Raw genomic sequence first — 16,445 nt, forward strand, 5'->3', positions numbered from 1 at the left:
GGTTCAGAGCGCAGGTTTCTGCCAGCCGCCGAAGCGGCGTTCGATCTCGGCCATCGCCGCCAGCACCACATCCTCGCGCCAGGGCTGGGCGGTGAACATCACGCCCAGCGGCATCTTCTCCGGCGAGGTGCCGGCGCGCAGCACACCGCTGGGCCAGCCGGTGAAGTTGTAGGTGGAGGTGAAGCTGTTGCCGCGCTTGCCTTCGTACTCGCGCGAGCCGATCACCGGCGCCGGCCCCAGTTGCACGGGGCTGACGATCAGATCGTAGTCCTTGACCCAGGCGATCATCTTCGCGCGCCAGGCATCGCGTTGTTCCAGCAGTTCGGTGTAATCCTCGGTCTTGAGCAGGGGATAATCGAAGCGGCGTGCCGGCCCGGGCACGGTGGTCTTGTACTTTTCCACCAGGCGCTTCTGCCAGGCATTGCCATCGCCCTCGCGCAGGCGCGTGGAAATATCGTTGATGGCCAGCAGTTCGGGCGGTCGCGCCTCGCTCACCTGGCAGCCCAGGCTCTGCAGATGCTTCACGCAGGACTGCACGGTGGCGATCATTTCCGGCGTAGGCTTGGCGGCTTCACCTTTGTCATCGGCGCCGAAGTCGGTGTACCAGGCCACACGCAGTGATTTCACATCCACCTTCGCCGGATCCGGCCAGGGCATGGGCGCGATGAGCGCGTCCTTGTCATCGGGGCCGGCGATGATCGGCAGCAGCAGCACCAGGTCTTCCACATAGCGCGCCAGCGGGCCGCCTTGCTGATAAGCGTCGAACACGCCGCCGTAATCGACGATGTGTCCGGTGCGCGGCACACGGCCGGTGGTGGGCTTGATGCCGGCGATGCCATTGGCATGCGCGGGGCCGCGGATGGAACCGCCGAAGTCGGTGCCGATATCGAAGGGCGAGCCGCCCGCCGCGACGATGGCGCCGCCGCCACCGGTGGAACCCAGCGTGGAGCGCGTCACGTCGTAGGGGTTCTTCGACATGCCGTAAATCAGGTTCGCGGTGGTGCCCAGGCCGGCGATGCCGCCGATGGTGAACTCCGACGTATTGGTCTTGCCCAGCAGAATCGCGCCGGCGGCGCGCAGACGCGCGACCACCGTGGCGTCGTGCTCGGGAATGAAGTTGGCGCGGCCCTGTGTGCCGCCGGTGGAGATCACGCCGGCGGTGTCCCAGGAATCCTTGATGGTCATCGGCACGCCGTGCAGCGGACCCAGCAGCTGGCCGCGCGCCAGCGACGCATCGGCGGCATCGGCTTCCTGATAGGCGCGTTCGCGGCAGAACTGCACCACGGCATTGATCTTGGGATTCACCGCGTCGATGCGCGCGTAGAACGCCGCCACCAGTTGCCGCGCGCTGACGCGCTTGTCGCGGACCAGCTGCGCGAGCTTGCTCGCCGACAGGAACACCAGATCGTCCGGCGCCGCCGGCAGGCTCAGCGTCGGCGCTGCCGCACTGCCGCCCGGCGCAGGCTTGTCGCAGGCGGCAAGGCTCAGGGCGCCGACACCGGCGGCGCCCAGCAACAGCGCGCGTCGTGAAGGATTTCCTGCGTGCGGCGTCTGCGCCGTGCGCGCGGCCGCGGTCTGGGCGGGCGGCGCGGCGGGCGTCTGCGTATCGGTGATGGCCGGGGCTTCTTGCGTGTGCATGCGCGTCTCCTTCAGATCGCCGGTTTCTGGTAACCGCCGGTGCCGGCTTCGACGAAGGCGGCGGCGGCCAGCGCCAGGTCTTCGCGAAAGGGCTTGGCAATCAGCTGCACGCCAATCGGCAGACCTTCGGGCGAGCTGCCGGCGCGCACCACCACGCCGGGCCAGCCGGTGTTGTTGTAGGTGGTGGTGTAGCCGAAGTTGTCGGGCTGCGGCGGCAGCGCCTTGGGATTGTCCGGCCAGGGCTGTGCGGGTTCGCCGTTGACAGGGCAGATGATCAGATCGTAGTTCTTGAACCAGCCGAGGAACTTCGCACGGTTGGCGTCCATGGCCTCGGCCAGGCGCGTGAACTCGGCGGCGTCGGCGCGCGGCGTGTCGAGCAGGCTGATCACCGGCGAGACTTCCTCGGTGCCGTACTTGCGCAGCATGCGTTTGACCCAGGCGCGACCGTCGGCCGTGGACAGGGCATTGCGCAGCTCCTGCGATTCCCTGATCAGGGCCTTGGGGCAGTCTTCGGTGACGGTGGCGCCCAGGGATTTGAACAGTTCCACGGTTTTCTTCACCGCCGCCTCGGTGGCCGGTGTCGGCGGTTTTGCGCTGCCATTGCCCACATACCAGGCCACTTTCAGCGCTTTGACATCGACCTTGGACGAAGGCGACCAGGGCATGGGCAGGATGGCGGCGTCCTGATAATCGGGGCCGGCGATGATCGGCAGGATCAGTTCCAGATCCTCGGTCCAGCGCGCCAGCGGACCCACCACCTGGAAGGCATCGAAGTAACCGCCGTAATCGACGATATGCCCGGTGCGCGGCACGCGGCCGGTGCTGGGCTTGAGGCCGGTGATGCCGCAGAAATGCGCGGGCCCGCGGATCGAGCCGCCGAAATCGGTGCCGATGTCGAAAGGCGTGCCGCCGGCGGCAATCATCGCCGCGCCGCCACCGGTGGAGCCGCCGGGCTGATAACCCAGCTTGTAGGGATTGTGGGTCTTGCCAAAGATCAGATTGGTGGTCATGCCGGACAGCGTCAGTTCCGGCGTATTGGTCTTGCCCATCACGATCACGCCGGCCTCGCGCAGCCGCGCCACCACGGTGGCATCGCTGGACGGCACATGGTTCTTGCGGCCCAGGGTGCCGCCGGTGCTGCGCACGCCTTCGGTGAGCAGCGAATCCTTGATGGTGCAGGGCACGCCGTGCAGCGCGCCGCGGGTCTTGCCGGCGGCGAGCATCTCGTCGGCGATCCGAGCTTCACTCAGCGCGCGCTCGGCGCAGAGCGTGACCACGGCATTGAGCTTCGGATTCACCGCCTCGATGCGCTGGAGGTAGAGCGTGGTGAGTTCCACGGCGGAGATTTTCTTGTCGCGGATCATCGCCGCCAGGCGTGTGGCCGAGGTGTAGAGCGGATCATCCGGAATCGCGGCCTTGGCTGCCGAAGCCTCGGCGCGCAGCGTGCCTGCAAGTGCCGCAGCGGCAGCGGCGGCGGCGCTCTGAATCAGAAACTGTCGGCGTGTGCTGCGATAGCCGCCGATGCCGGCTGTGATCTCGTTCATGCGATGCACCGTCCCCTGCCCATGCGCCGCGCGCGGCGGCTGTCCAGAGCTAAGACGGCGCGCGCGGGCGCGGCCCCACCTTCATGACGCGAGTTTGCGTAAGTCCTGCTGCCGAGCCCCCGTCGGCGCGCATGCCGCGGGCAGAGCGTCATCTGCAGGCACGGGCAGGTCCTGGCGCTGAGCGGGAGGCGTGCCGGCGCTCTGGTTCACTCCAGCAGTTGATGGCGCAAACGTGCCAGCGCCTGCGCATCGAAGCCCACGGCTTCGCGCAGGTAGCGTTCGGTGTTGCCATGCTCTGCGCGCAGCGCATCGAGCGCGGCCTGCAGGTATTCCTCGTGCACGGTGGCCAGGGCCTGCAGGGACTGCAGGGCGTGCGCGGGCAGGGGTTCGCCGCGTGCGGCTTCGGCGCGGCGCTGCAGGGATTCGAAGCGGTAGTGACGGGCGCTGAGCAGATAGTCCGCAAACACCTGGTCTTCCTCGACGCCCAGGGCCAGCAGCAGCAGCGCGCAGACGAAACCGGTGCGGTCCTTGCCGGCCTCGCAGTGGATCAGCACCGGTCCGGCATCGTCCCGCGCCAGATGCCGCAGCACCAGCCCCAGATGCGCGGCGAAGTCTTCCGGCATGCGCCGGTACAGCTCCAGCATCCAGGCCCGCGCCTGCTCGGGCTTGAAATCCGGATGCGCGATGGCCTGCACCCATTCGGAAGGATTGGCCTTGCGTGCGCCGGCCTCGGCCGGACGCGGCGGTGCGATCAGCAGCGGCTCGGCGCCCGCCGGCCAGCGGTTGGGTCGATGTCCGGCCTCGCGCCGGCCGCGCAGATCGCAGACCGCGCCAATGCCAAGCTCCGCCAGCACTGCCAGATCGCGTTCGTCGATCTCGGCCAGCACCTGGGAGCGATACACGCGGCCGCGACGCAGGCGCCGGCCCTCATGGCCGAGATGGCCGCCCAGATCGCGGAAGTTGGGGGCGCCGTTGAGCAGAGGGGCATCCGATTCAAAAGGCGACATGGGGCGACGGGGCGGCAGAAAGAGGGTACGGCATTATCCCTCAAGCCCGCGGCCGGCGGCCTCGTACCCGGCGAGGATCAGCAGCGCCAGGGTTTCGCTCAGCTCTAGCAGGGCGCCGGCGGTGTCGCCGGTGAAGCCGCCCAGGCGACGCAGCATCGCCATGCGCAGCAGCAGGAACAGCGCCGTCACGCCGAGCAGGACCAGCAGACCGCGCCGCCCGGCCAGGGCACAGGAGGCGGCGACCAGCAGGCAGACGAGCCGCGCCGCACGGCGCGGCAGCTGCGCGGCCAGCGTGCTGCCCAGCCCTGCCTCGCGCACATAGGCGGTGCTGAGGAACAGCGCCGGCATCGCGCCGCGCGCCAGATACGGTGCCAGCCACAGCAGAGTGCTGTGCGTGCGCAGCAGCGTCTGCAGCGCCGCGTACTTGAGCAGCAGCACCAGCACGATGGCGATCACGGCCATGGCCCCGGCGCGCGGGTCCTTCATGATCGCCAGGGTGCGCGCGCGATCCTGCCCGCCGCCCACCCAGGCATCGGCGCTGTCGGCCAGACCATCCAGGTGCAGGCCGCCGCTGGCCAGCACCCAGACCGCCAGCAGCAGGGCGGCGAGCAGGTTCGCGGGTAGCGGCAGCAGACTCAGCGTCTGCAGCAGCGCGCCGAACAACAGACCGATCAGCGGATACCAGAGCAGGGAGGCGCCCAGCGCCGGCGGTGACGGTGCTTCCCGCAGCGACAGCGGCAGGCGGCTGAGAAACTGCAGGGCGATGCAGAAAGGATGCGCGGGCAGGCTCATCGCCCGCTCAGCATTCGATCAGGCGCAGGCTGGCCAGCGGCACTTCCATCTGCAGGCATTGGCCCAGCGGCAGGCCGCGCTGCTGCGCGAGCAGCACGCGCAAGGGGCCGCCGTGCGTGACGATCAGCAGGTTTTCCTCGCGCGCCTGGGTCAGCGCTTCCTCCCAGGCGGCGCTCACGCGTGCCTGCAGGGATTGCAGACGCTCGCCGCCGGGTGGCGGGTTGGCCAGCGGATCGCGCCAGAAGTCGCCCAGGCGCTGCGCATCGCGCGCCTGCAGCTCGGCGGCACTGCTGTTCTCCCATTCGCCGAAGTCCAGCTCGCACCAGCGCGCATCGAGTGCGCAGGCGATGCCGTGGTCGGCGGCATAAGCCTGCGCGAAGTGTGCGCAGCGCGACAGCGGCGAGCTGATCACGCGCTGCCAGCTGCTGCCAGCCAGCACCGCGCTCATCGCGCTGTGACCCTGCTCGCTGAGCAGCACATCGGTGCGCCCGCAGTAGCGTCCGGGCAGCAGCGTCTCGCCGTGTCGCAGCAGGCCGACGTGCATCAGTCGCGTCCGCTGACGCCGGCCTGCGCAAAGCTGGCCATGTTCGCGTGCAGGCGGCAGGCCAGACGCAGCAGCGGCAGGGCCAGCGCCGCGCCGCTGCCTTCGCCCAGACGCAGCTGCAGGTCCAGCAGGCCGCGCGCGCGCAGGGCCTCCAGCAGGCGCGCATGGCCGGCCTCGGCGCCGCAATGCGAGAACAGCAGCCAGTCGCGCACGCCGGGCTGGAGGCGGCAGGCGGCCAGCGCTGCGGCGCTGCAGATGAAGCCGTCCACCAGTACCGGCAAGCCCGCCTGCGCGGCGGCGATGTAGGCGCCGCACAGCGCCGCGATTTCAAAACCGCCGACCCGGGCCAGCGCCTCCAGCGGCGTGCCGCAGTGCGGGCGATGCCGGTCCAGGGCGTGGCCGATCACGCTGATCTTGTGCGCGAGGCCGGCATCGTCCAGGCCGGTGCCGCGACCGACGAGCGCTTGCGGCTCGGCGTCGAGCAGCAGGCAGGCCAGGGCGCTGGCGGAAGTGGTGTTGGCAATGCCCATCTCGCCGCCGATGAACAGCTGCGCCTGCTGTGCCCGCGCGCGCTGCACGGCGGCGTGGCCGCTGCCCAGGGCGCTGGCCAGCTGCGCCGCGCTCATCGCCGCGTCCTGAGCGAAGTTGGCGGTGCCGGCGGCGATGCGTTCGCGGCGCACGCGCGCATGCGGCGCCGAGGGCAGCATCGTGCCCAGGTCGATCACTTCGAAATGCGCATCCAGCTCGGTGGCGAGCACGCTGATCGCCGCGCCGCCGCGCGCGAAGTTGTCCACCATCTGTGCGGTCACGGCTTGCGGAAAGGCCGAGACATTTTCCGCCGCCACGCCGTGATCGGCGGCGAAGATGCTGATCTGCACCCGCTCCAGCGTCGGTCGCAGGCAATGCTGCATGGCCGCGAGTTCAATGACCAGATCTTCCAGCAGGCCCAGCGCGCCGGCGGGTTTGGTCAGCTGCGCCTGATGTGCGCGCGCCTGCTCGCGCAGTGCGGCGCTGGGCGCGGCAACCGCATGATGCAGCCAGCGCAGGGGGGCGTTCATTGCGGGCCTGCTGCGGATTTGAGGGTCAGCGGCAATCCGGCCACACACAACAGGACTTCATCGCAGCGCCGCGCCAGCTGCTGATGCAGGCGGCCGGCTTCATCCACGAAGCGTCGCGTCAGCGCGCCCAGCGGCACCACACCCAGGCCGGTTTCATTGGCGACCAGAATGATGCGGCCCGGCAGTTGCGAGACGCTCTCGCCCAGCGCCGCGCATTCACGCGCCAGCGTCTGCTCGCTCTGCTGCAGCAGATTGCTCAGCCACAGCGTCAGACAGTCCACCAGCAGGCAGCGTTCGGGCGCGGCCAGCGCGCGCAGCGTTGCGCTCAGCTGGTGCGGACATTCCACGGTCTGCCAATGCGCGGGCCGGTCTTCGCGATGACGGGCGATGCGCGCCGCCATCTCCGCATCGCCGGCGCCGGCGGTGGCGATGTACGTGACGGCCAGCGCGCTGTCGGCGGCCAGCTGCTGCGCCAGGCGCGTCTTGCCTGAACGCGCGCCGCCGAGAATCAAGGTCCTCATGCCGGCAGCTCCAGCAGTGCGAAGATCGCGCGCAGATCCAGCTCGGCTTCCAGGCAATCGGCCAGACGCGCCAGCGCCGCCTCGCGCAGCGCGCCGCGATCCAGGGCCTGCGGCCGCGCCAGTCCGGCCCAGCGCAGCAGCGCGGCGCAGGCCTGCGGATGATCGAACAGGCCATGCAGATAAGTGCCGAGCACACGGCCGTCGGCGCTGATGGCGCCGTCCTCGCGTTCACCCAGTCGTATTGCCGGACGCGCCAGCGCCGGGCCGCGGCTCACGCCGGCGTGAATCTCGTAGCCCGTCACCGGCACGCCGCCCTCGAGCCGCAGCTCGCCCTGCACATTGCGCAGCTGCTTGTCGGCGGCGAGCGTGGTGTGCAGGTCCAGCCAGCCGAAGCCCTCGCTCGTGCCGGCGCTGCCTTCCAGGCCCAGGGGATCGGCGATCACGCGGCCCAGCATCTGCAGGCCGCCGCAGATGCCGAGCAGGCGGCCGCCATAGCGCAGATGGGTGTTGAGATAGTCCTCCCAGCCTTGCGCGCGCAGCCAAGCCAGATCGCTGCGCACGGCCTTGGAGCCCGGAAGAATCACCAGATCCGCCGCGGGTGGTTCCTCGCCGGGGCCGACGAAGCGCAGGCGCAGCTGCGGATGCTGGCGCAGGGCGTCGAAGTCGTTGTGATTGCTGATATGCGGCAGTGCCGGCAGCACCACGCGCAGCAGGGCCTGGGGCTTGGCGGGCTGCTCGCGGTCGATGGCGTCCTCGGCGTCCAGATGCAGGCCGTGCAGATAAGGCAGCACCCCCAGCACCGGCTTGCCCGTGTGCTGCTGCAGCCACTGCAGACCGGATTCGAGCAGGCGGCGCTCGCCACGGAAGCGGTTGATGACAAAGCCGCGCACGCGCGCGCGTTCGCTGTCGCTGAGCAGGGCCAGGGTGCCGACCAGCTGCGCGAACACGCCGCCGCGACCGATATCGGCAATCAGCAGCACCGGACAGTCCACGGCCTCGGCAAAACCCATGTTGGCGATGTCGTGTTCACGCAGATTGATTTCCGCGGGCGAGCCGGCGCCTTCGACAATCAGGGCGCGATAGCGGGCGGACAGCCGCGCATGCGATTCCAGCACCGCCGCGCGGGCGATGCGCTTGTATTGCTGATAGGCCAGCGCGTCCATATTGCCGAGCACGCGGCCCTGCACGATGACTTGCGCGCCGCAATCGCTGTGCGGCTTGAGCAGCACCGGATTCATGTCGGAGCTGGCTTCGATGCCGGCAGCCTGCGCCTGCAGCGCCTGCGCGCGGCCGATCTCGCCGCCGTCGGCGCTGACCGCGCTGTTGAGCGCCATGTTCTGCGGCTTGAAGGGTGCCACCGCAACACCGCGCCGATGCAGCACACGACACAGGCCCGCCACCAGCGTGCTCTTGCCGGCGTCCGAGCTGGTGCCTTGAATCATCAGTGTGCGGCTGCGCATGGTCTGAACAGGCTGGCAGCCGCCGGCGGGCAGGACGGCAGGTAGAAATGCAGATAGGAAGCGGTGAGGCCGCGCGTCTGAAACACCGCTTCACCCGGCTGGTTCTGCGCGGTGCGCGCCTGCCGCGCGGCCGGCTGCCTGGTCTGGAGTGTCGAGTAGTGAAAGCTGTGTCCGCGCAGCTCGCCGTCCGGTAGCGCCAGGCTCTGCAGTGACAGCGCCTGCAGTCGCGGCTGCATCAGCGCGCGGGCCGGCAGCAGGCCGGCCATGGGGTGCGCCTGATGGTCGGCGTCCACCAGTTGTTCGCAGAGCAGCATCATGCCGCCGCATTCGGCGAGCAGCGGCTTGCCGCGCGCATGGTGTTCGCGCAGCGCCGTCAGCAAGGCGGTGTTCCGCGCCAGGCGCGAGGCATGCAGTTCCGGATAGCCGCCGGGCAGATACAGGGCATCGACCTGCGGCAGACCGGCATCGTGCAGCGGCGAGAATTCGCTGAGCCTCGCGCCCATTGCCTGCAGCAGTTCGGGATTGGCGGGATAGACGAAGGCAAAGGCTTCATCGCGTGCGATGCCGATGCGCAGGTTTTCGAGCATCGCGTGCTGCGCCGGCGCGGCCGGCGCGGTGAAGTCCAGCAGCGGCAGGGTGTCGAAGGCGGGCAGCGCCTGCAGCGCGCGGGCCAGCGCGTCCAGGCGCCGATCCAGATCCGGCAGCTCGCGGGCCTGCACCAGGCCCAGATGCCGCTGCGGCAGGCTCAGCTCGGCCGCATGCGCCAGCCAGCCGCATAGCGGCAGATCGGCGGGCAGCGCGTCCTGCAGCAGCTGCGCGTGCGCGGCGCTGCCGACGCCATTGGCGAATACACCATGAAAGCGCAGGCCGGTGCGGAAGCTGCGCAGACCGTGGGCGAGGGCGGCGAAGGTCTGTGCCATGGCGCCGGCCTCGATCAAGGCCAGCACCGGCAGATCGAAGCACTGCGCCAGATCGGCGCTGGAAGGCTCGCCGTCGTACAGGCCCATCACGCCTTCGACCAGAATCAGCTCGGCCTCGCGCGCGGCCTCGGCCAGCAGGTGCCGGCACTGCGCCTCGCCGCACATCCACAAATCCAGCTGGTGCACCGGCGCGCCGCTGGCGGCTTCCAGCAGCATGGGATCGAGAAAATCCGCGCCGGTCTTGAACACGCGCACGCGCAGGCCCTGCTGTCGCGCCCGTCGCGCCAGGGCCGCGGTCAGCGTGGTCTTGCCCTGACCCGAGGCCGGCGCGCTGATCATCAGGGCGCGACAGCGGCTCACGGTGGCGGGCCTGCTTGCACGCACATGCTCAGCGCTTCTGCACCCACGGCAGGCGCAGCGCCGGCAGATAGTGCGCGGCGACGCCGTGCAGCAGCGCGATCAGCGCCAGATAGCCGGCCGGCACGATCTGGAAATTGGCGTAGTAGCGCGCGTAGTTGTCCAGATACTGCGCCCAGTTCGGCGCGCTGATGCGCCCGCCCAGCCAGTAGAAGCTGCTGTTGCTGAGCAGATAGGCGAAATTCACGGCGAGGCCGGCGCTGATCACCAGGCGCAGCAGATCGGCCGGTTCATGGTGGTAACCCCGCCGCAGCCACACGCCGCCGTACCAGAGCGCCGCATGCGCCGGCACCAGGAAGGCATAGGCCGGGGTGATGCAGTAATCGCTGATGCCCAAGTGGCGGGTGACGATGAAGTCGATGGCCACCGCCTCCAGCATCAGCAGCGGGAAAGCCCAGCGACTGTGTCCGGCGCAGTAGAAACCAGCGGCGAAGAACACCGCCCAGGAGGCATCGGGCAGGGTGAAGAAATGCGCAAAGCGCGTGCTGAGCATGAGCAGTGCCAGCAGCGCGAAAATCCACAGCGTCGTGCCGCGATTCAGGTTCATGGTCAAGGCTCCGGTTCAGCGCGCGGCCGGCGTGTAGCGCAGCGTGGCGAAGTAGGTGGCGCCGGGCAGGGCAAAGCCGGCGGCGGTCTGGTACTGCTTGTCCAGCACGTTGGCGGCCTTGAGCTGCAGCTGCCAGGCGCTGTCCAGCTGCAGGCTGGCGCGCAGGTCGAGCGTGGTGTAGCCGCCCAGGCGCGTGCTGTTGGCTGGATCCTCGTAGCGCGCGTCGCTCAAGTTGAGCGTGCTGCCGGCGGCGTAGCGGCTGCCCTGGTAGTCCAGATCCAGGCGCGCGTTCTGCTTGCTGCGTCGCGCCAGCTGCTTGCCGTGATTGGCGTCGTCGTTGTCGTTCTGCGGATCGAGCCAGTTGTAGTAGAGCTGGGTGCGCAGCGACTGCCACTGTCCGCCCAGCTGCAGCTCCACGCCCTTGATCCGGGCGCGGCCGAGATTCTCGGGACCGAAGATGCTGGGGTTGTAGGTGATCAGTTCATCGACCTTGCTGCGATAGGCGCTCAGCGCCCAATCCCACTGCGCGATGGCCAGTGTTCCGCTGCCGCCGAGATTGAGTTCGTAGCTGCGCGAGGTCTCGGGCTTGAGATCGGGGATGCCGTAGAACGGGTAATACAGATCATTGAAGCTCGGCGCCTTGAATGCCGTGCCGTAGGACAGGCCCGCGCGCAGCGCCGGACTGAAGCGATAGCCGTACTGCGCGCTGCCGGTGTTGTGCGTGCCGAACTGCTGGTTGCGGTCGCGACGCAGGCTGCCCTGCAGCTCGTGTGCGCCGAAATGGCCCTGGTACTGGCCGAACACACCGGCATCATCACGCTTGCGCACTGCGTAATCGGTGTTGCCGCTGACGGTGTCGTGCTCGTAGTCGAGGCCGGCGGTGAACAGCTGGCCGGGGAGCAGCTGGAAGTCGTTCTGCCAGGAGTAGAGATTGCGGCGCGTGTTGATGATGCCGCGGTTGTCGGTGTAGACCGCCGGATCGCTGAAGGAGGGCACCAGCGGATCGTGGGAGTTGTCGGAGAGGTCCTGGCTTTGTCCGGCGCGCAGGTTCACGGTCCAGAACGACAGCGGCAGAAAGCGCGCATAGGCGCCCAGGGCCTGCTGACCGTTTTCCGATTCGTTGGTGTAGCTGCTGTCGTATTCGTTGTGACTGCGCGCCAGCAGACCGCTGAGGCCCAGTTCCGCACCGCTGGCAAAGCGCCAGCCGGCGCTGGCCGAACTGGCGATGCTGCGGTAGCCGTCACGATCCGGCTCGCCAGCGGCGGGCTGCACATCGACGCCATCGGTGTTCTGCCCGGAGATGCCGAGGTTGTACCAGCCGCCGCTGCCGGCGCTGCCGCGCACGGTGGTTTCAAACTTGCCGCTGCCCTGGCTGCCGCCGCCGATGGCAAAGCTGCCAGTGGTGGCCTCGCCGGGCTGGCTGCGGCGCGTGAAGATCTGCATCACGCCACCGATGGCTTCCGAGCCGTAGAGGCTGGAGCGCGGACCGCGCACGATCTCCACACGTTCGATCTGGTCCACCGGAATCTGTTCGAAGGCCGTGGTGCCCAGGGTCACCGAGCCGATGCGCACGCCGTCGAGAAGCACCACCACATGATCGGCATTGCCGCCGCGCAGCAGCAGCTGCGTGGCCTTGCCGGAGCCGCCGTTGCTGGTGAGGTTCACGCCGGGCAGACCGACCAGCAGTTCCTGGAAATCGCGAGGCTGCAGGCGCTCGATGTCCTCGCGGCTGATCACGGTGACCGGCGCCAGGGTTTCATCGAGTTTTTCCGGGACGCGGCTGGCCGTGACGATCACGGTGTCGAGCAGCGCCACCTCGGTGGCTTCGGGTTGGGCAATGACAGAACCGCTGGCGGCCGACAGCGCGGCCAGCGTCGCAGCATGACGCAGACGCATCTTGTATCCCTATCCGCGCCCCACGCGCGGGCTTGTGGTCGAATGGCTTGACCCGTGGGAGCGAAGGGAAGGGCAGCGTGGACAGGGCAGCAGCAAAGCGCGGTCCGCACCGACCGGCCACGCCCACCGCGAGCCAATGTGCATGCCATCAGGCCGGTCTCCGGGCTTGCGAGTGACCGGCCTTGTGGGGCTGGTCGGGTGCGGCGCCTTCCCGGGTTTTGACACCCAGTGGCGGATGGCCGCGTACCGTCTCGCTTACCGTTGCGGGGGCAGCGCCGGAATTGCAGGCTGAGGGATCAGACTTCTGCGCACCGGCTTCCCGTTTCACCCGTCCCAAAAGCTGGCCGGGCACCTGAAAGCGCGGCGACTGTATGCCGGCCGGCGGTGCACTTGCAAGTGTTTGCAAGCTGTGGTCGGTTGCCGTCCGTACCGTCTTGCGTTACCGCTCGCCGTCCTGACCTTCGGAAAATACGTAATTGGATCAAAGTCTCTTGAACTAACACAACCTGTTAGGTTACAGTTTCGGCATGAACTTCAGCGTGCACTTCGACGACCTCACCCTCGAGCGCCTCAATCGCGCGGTCGAGCGCGTGGGTCTGAGCCGTAACCGGGTCATCACCCAGGCGGTGCAGGAGTGGCTGGAGCGCAATGAAGAGAAGGACTGGCCGGCGGCGCTCAAGCAGCATTTCCGCAATCCGGCGCCGGAGCTGGGCGAGGAGGCCCTGGATTTTCAGGCCTGGCGCGCGGCCCTGCCGGATCAGAACGGCACGCGCTGGTAGCCGTCATGAAATACCTGCTCGATTCGGACGTGCTGGCGGCGGCGATCAAGGGTCGTCTGCCGGTGGTGCTCAAGCTTGCCGAGCTGCGTCCCGGCGATGTCGCGGTCTCGGTGTTCAGCCGCGTCGATGCCGAAACCGCGCTGCGTCTGCAGCCGCGCGCGCAGGTGCGTTACGGCAAATTGCTGAAAGAATTTCTGGCTACCGTGCCGGTGCTGGACTTCGGCGCCGCCGAGGCGCAGCAGGCGGTGCAGACCGGCGTGTATCTGCAGGCCGCCAGCGAGAAGCTGGCGCCGATGGATTTGTGGCTGGCGGCAACCGCCCTGACGCGCAAGCTGGTGCTGGTCACCGAGCGCGTCAATGTGTTTGCGTCGGTGCCGAATCTGGAAGTTGAACGCTGGGCATAGTGCTTTGCGAATGCCTTGAATGGCATTCGCAAAGCACTATGCGACCGGCCAGGGATGGCCGGGCCGGGGGTGGCAGAAGGAGTGGAGGCCGCGCCATGGATGGCTTCGACACAGGATTTGGAGTGGATTGCGAATGCCTTGAATGGCATTCGCAAAGCACTATGCGACCGGCCAGGGATGGCCGGGCCGGGGGTGGCAGAAGGAGTGGAGGCCGCGCCAGGGATGGCTTCGACACAGGATTTGGAGTGGGTTGCGAATGCCTTGAATGGCATTCGCAAAGCACTATGCGACCGGCCAGGGATGGCCGGGCCGGGGGTGGCAGAAGGAGTGGAGGCCGCGCCATGGATGGCTTCGACACAGGATTTGGAGTGGATTGCGAATGCCTTGAATGGCATTCGCAAAGCACTATGCGACCGGCCGGGGATGGCCGGGCCGGGGCTGAATCTGGAGAGACAGTCCCGCCATGGATGGCAGCAGGAAACTTGGAAGTGTTGTCGTTTAGATCATTCAAAGGAAACTTGTCATGACCCGTATCGTCAATTTCAGCGCCGGCCCGGCGACCTTGCCCCTCGAAGTGCTGCAGCAGGTGCAGAGCGAGCTGCTCGACTGGCACGGCTCCGGCATGTCGGTCATGGAGATGTCGCACCGTGACAAGGAGTTCATGAGCATCGCCGCGGATGCCGAGAAGGATCTGCGCGAGGTTGCGAACATTCCGGCCAACTACAAGGTGCTGTTCCTGCAGGGCGGCGCCACGGCGCAGTTCAGCTTCATTCCGATGAACCTGCTGCGCGGCAAGACCGGCGTGGACTTCGTGCTCACCGGCGACTGGGGCAAGAAGGCGGCCAAGGAAGCGGCGCGCTATGCCAAGGTCAATGTCGCGGCGACGAGCGAAGCCGAGAAGTTCACGCATATTCCGGATCGCGCCAGCTGGAAGCTCGACCCGAATGCCGCCTATCTGCATATCACCTCGAACGAGACCATCCACGGCGTGGAGTTCTTCGCCGAGCCCGATGCCGCCGGCGTGCCGGTGGTGGCAGACATGTCCTCGGACATCCTCTCGCGTCCGCTGGATGTGTCGAAGTACGGCCTGATCTATGCCGGCGCGCAGAAGAACATCGGCCCGGCGGGTCTCACCATCGTCATCGTCCGCGAGGACCTGATCGGCCAGACCCTGCCCAACACGCCGGGCATCTTCGACTACAAGCAGATGGCCGACAACGAGTCCATGCTCAACACGCCGCCCTGCTTCGCCTGGTATGTCTCGGGCCTGGTGTTCAAGTGGATCAAGAACAACGGCGGCCTGGCGGCCGTGGCCGAGCGCAATGCCGCCAAGGCGGCGGCGCTGTACGACTACATCGACAGCCAGGACTTCTATCGCAACCCGGTGAAGAAGGAAAACCGCTCGCGCATGAACGTGCCGTTCACGCTCGCCAATCCCGAGCTGGACGCGGAGTTCCTGAAGGGTGCCAAGGCCGCCGGCCTCTCGGGCCTGAAGGGACATCGCTCGGTGGGCGGCATGCGTGCCTCCATCTACAACGCCATGACCCTGGACGGCGTGCAGCAGCTGCTCGCCTACATGAAGGAATTTGCGCGGACGCGCGGGTGAGCCGGATCAGCCGAGTGCCTTGAATGGCACTCGGCCCGGCCCCTGCCCGGCCAAGGATGGCCGGGCAGGGGCCGGATCAAGAGACACAGTCGCGGCAAGGATGCCCTACCCAAATTTTGCAGAGAAAGAACATGTTCAAGATCCAAACGCTCAACAACATCTCGGTCAACGGCCTGGAGCGCCTGCCGCGCGAGAACTTCGAGGTTGCCTCGGAAATCCAGAATCCGGACGCGATTCTGGTGCGCTCGGCCGATATGCATAAGCTGGATATCCCCGGCTCGGTGAAGGCCATCGGCCGCGCCGGTGCCGGCACCAACAACATCCCGGTCGCGCAGATGAGCAAGCGCGGCGTGCCGGTGTTCAATGCCCCCGGCGCCAATGCCAATGCCGTGAAGGAACTGGTGCTGGCCAGCATGCTCATGGCCTCGCGCAATCTCGCGCAGTCCCTGGACTTCGTGCGCAAGCTCGACGGCGACGACAAGGCCATGCATGAGGCCGTGGAAGCCGGCAAGAAGAAGTTCGTCGGCATGGAACTGCCGGGCCGCACCCTGGGCGTGATCGGCCTGGGCGCGATCGGCGTCAAGGTCGCCAATGCCGCGCTGGAACTGGGCATGACCGTCTACGGTTACGACCCGGCGATGACGGTGCAGAACGCCTGGCAGCTGAACTCGGGCGTGCGTCAGGCGGTGTCGGTGGACGACCTGATCTCCAAGTCGCAGTTCCTCTCGGTGCATGTGCCGCTGATCGACGCCACGCGCGGCCTGATCAATGCCGAGCGCATCCGGCTGATGAAGAAGCAGGGCGTGATCCTGAATTTCGCCCGCGATGCCATCGTCGATCAGGCGGCGGTGATCGAGGCGCTCAACGCCGGTCAGCTCTATGCCTATGCCTGCGACTTCCCGTCCAATGCGCTCAAGGGCCATCCGCGCGTGATCGCCACGCCGCATCTGGGCGCCTCGACCGGTGAGGCCGAGGACAATTGCGCGGTGATGGTCGCCGACCAGATCCGCGAGTTCCTGGAGCAGGGCACCATCCGCAACTCGGTGAACTTCCCCGAGGCGCAGATGCCGCTGCTGCCGGGCAAGACCCGTCTGTGCATCGTCAACGAGAACGTGCCGAACATGGTGGGCCAGATTTCCACCACCCTGGCCAAGCACCAGCTCAATATCGCCGACCTGCTCAACAAGTCGCGCGGTGATCTGGCCTACACCATCGTCGATCTCGATGCGCAGGTGCCGGACGTGGTGGAACGCGAGATTGCCCAGATCAAGGGCGTGCTCGCCACGCGCACCATCGCCGCCCGCTAAAAACG

The 16,445-nt window shown here is 67.7% G+C and carries 15 protein-coding genes and 1 riboswitch; of the genes, 4 read left to right on the forward strand and 11 right to left on the reverse strand.

Annotated features, from left to right (window positions below):
• Positions 1–3: 3 nt before the first annotated feature.
• The 11 genes from BMY12_RS00835 to BMY12_RS00885 all read right to left on the reverse strand — a co-directional run bounded on the left by BMY12_RS00835 (position 4) and on the right by BMY12_RS00885 (position 12,344).
• Positions 4–1,638, reverse strand: a complete 1,635-nt coding sequence (locus tag BMY12_RS00835) for an amidase (protein WP_093280736.1) — start codon at positions 1,636–1,638, stop codon at positions 4–6.
• An 11-nt stretch (positions 1,639–1,649) separates the two neighbouring features.
• Complete coding sequence (locus BMY12_RS00840) at positions 1,650–3,182, reverse strand: amidase (RefSeq protein WP_093280739.1); 1,533 nt, start codon at positions 3,180–3,182, stop codon at positions 1,650–1,652.
• 206 nt (positions 3,183–3,388) lie between these two features.
• Positions 3,389–4,189 (reverse strand): tyrosine-protein phosphatase, encoded by an 801-nt coding sequence (locus BMY12_RS00845; protein WP_093280742.1) that lies wholly within the window; start codon positions 4,187–4,189, stop codon positions 3,389–3,391.
• Positions 4,190–4,222: 33 nt separating this feature from the next.
• Positions 4,223–4,981 carry an adenosylcobinamide-GDP ribazoletransferase gene (locus BMY12_RS00850; protein WP_093280744.1) on the reverse strand — a complete coding sequence of 253 codons (759 nt, stop codon included), beginning with the start codon at positions 4,979–4,981 and terminating at the stop codon, positions 4,223–4,225.
• Between the two features lie 7 nt (positions 4,982–4,988).
• Positions 4,989–5,525, reverse strand: a complete 537-nt coding sequence (locus BMY12_RS00855; RefSeq protein ID WP_093280747.1) for a histidine phosphatase family protein — start codon at positions 5,523–5,525, stop codon at positions 4,989–4,991.
• Positions 5,525–6,583 (reverse strand): nicotinate-nucleotide--dimethylbenzimidazole phosphoribosyltransferase, encoded by a 1,059-nt coding sequence (gene cobT / locus BMY12_RS00860; protein ID WP_093280749.1) that lies wholly within the window; start codon positions 6,581–6,583, stop codon positions 5,525–5,527. Before cobT ends, BMY12_RS00855 begins: the two co-directional genes overlap by 1 nt.
• Positions 6,580–7,104, reverse strand: coding sequence for a bifunctional adenosylcobinamide kinase/adenosylcobinamide-phosphate guanylyltransferase (gene cobU / locus BMY12_RS00865; RefSeq protein ID WP_093280752.1), 525 nt, complete (start codon positions 7,102–7,104; stop codon positions 6,580–6,582). The genes cobT and cobU overlap by 4 nt, the downstream gene beginning before the upstream one ends.
• Positions 7,101–8,564, reverse strand: coding sequence for a cobyric acid synthase (locus BMY12_RS00870; protein ID WP_093280755.1), 1,464 nt, complete (start codon positions 8,562–8,564; stop codon positions 7,101–7,103). The genes cobU and BMY12_RS00870 overlap by 4 nt, the downstream gene beginning before the upstream one ends.
• On the reverse strand, positions 8,546–9,823 hold the full coding sequence (locus BMY12_RS00875; RefSeq protein ID WP_093281614.1) for a cobyrinic acid a,c-diamide synthase CobB: 1,278 nt from the start codon (positions 9,821–9,823) through the stop codon (positions 8,546–8,548). Before BMY12_RS00875 ends, BMY12_RS00870 begins: the two co-directional genes overlap by 19 nt.
• Before the next feature lie 49 nt (positions 9,824–9,872).
• Positions 9,873–10,448, reverse strand: a complete 576-nt coding sequence (locus BMY12_RS00880) for a hypothetical protein (RefSeq protein WP_093280757.1) — start codon at positions 10,446–10,448, stop codon at positions 9,873–9,875.
• A gap of 15 nt (positions 10,449–10,463) precedes the next feature.
• Complete coding sequence (locus tag BMY12_RS00885; protein ID WP_093280760.1) at positions 10,464–12,344, reverse strand: TonB-dependent receptor domain-containing protein; 1,881 nt, start codon at positions 12,342–12,344, stop codon at positions 10,464–10,466.
• 134 nt (positions 12,345–12,478) lie between these two features.
• A riboswitch (cobalamin riboswitch) is annotated at positions 12,479–12,715 on the reverse strand.
• A 156-nt stretch (positions 12,716–12,871) separates the two neighbouring features.
• On the opposite strand from BMY12_RS00885, the gene BMY12_RS00890 reads away from it, so the two are divergent.
• The 4 genes from BMY12_RS00890 (at position 12,872) to BMY12_RS00905 (ending at position 16,440) form a co-directional block, all read left to right on the forward strand.
• Positions 12,872–13,123, forward strand: coding sequence for a ribbon-helix-helix domain-containing protein (locus BMY12_RS00890; RefSeq protein ID WP_093280763.1), 252 nt, complete (start codon positions 12,872–12,874; stop codon positions 13,121–13,123).
• A 5-nt stretch (positions 13,124–13,128) separates the two neighbouring features.
• The gene (locus BMY12_RS00895; RefSeq protein WP_093280765.1) at positions 13,129–13,527 is read left to right on the forward strand and encodes a type II toxin-antitoxin system VapC family toxin; all 399 of its coding nucleotides are present in this window, start codon (positions 13,129–13,131) and stop codon (positions 13,525–13,527) included.
• A gap of 523 nt (positions 13,528–14,050) precedes the next feature.
• Positions 14,051–15,133 carry a 3-phosphoserine/phosphohydroxythreonine transaminase gene (gene serC / locus BMY12_RS00900; RefSeq protein WP_093280768.1) on the forward strand — a complete coding sequence of 361 codons (1,083 nt, stop codon included), beginning with the start codon at positions 14,051–14,053 and terminating at the stop codon, positions 15,131–15,133.
• Positions 15,134–15,264: 131 nt separating this feature from the next.
• Positions 15,265–16,440: a phosphoglycerate dehydrogenase gene (locus BMY12_RS00905; RefSeq protein WP_093280770.1), complete on the forward strand. Its 1,176-nt coding sequence runs from the start codon at positions 15,265–15,267 to the stop codon at positions 16,438–16,440.
• Positions 16,441–16,445 lie beyond the last annotated feature (5 nt).

Origin of the sequence: Solimonas aquatica (assembly GCF_900111015.1) — a bacterium.
In the GTDB taxonomy this organism is placed as follows: Bacteria; Pseudomonadota; Gammaproteobacteria; order Nevskiales; family Nevskiaceae; genus Solimonas; species Solimonas aquatica.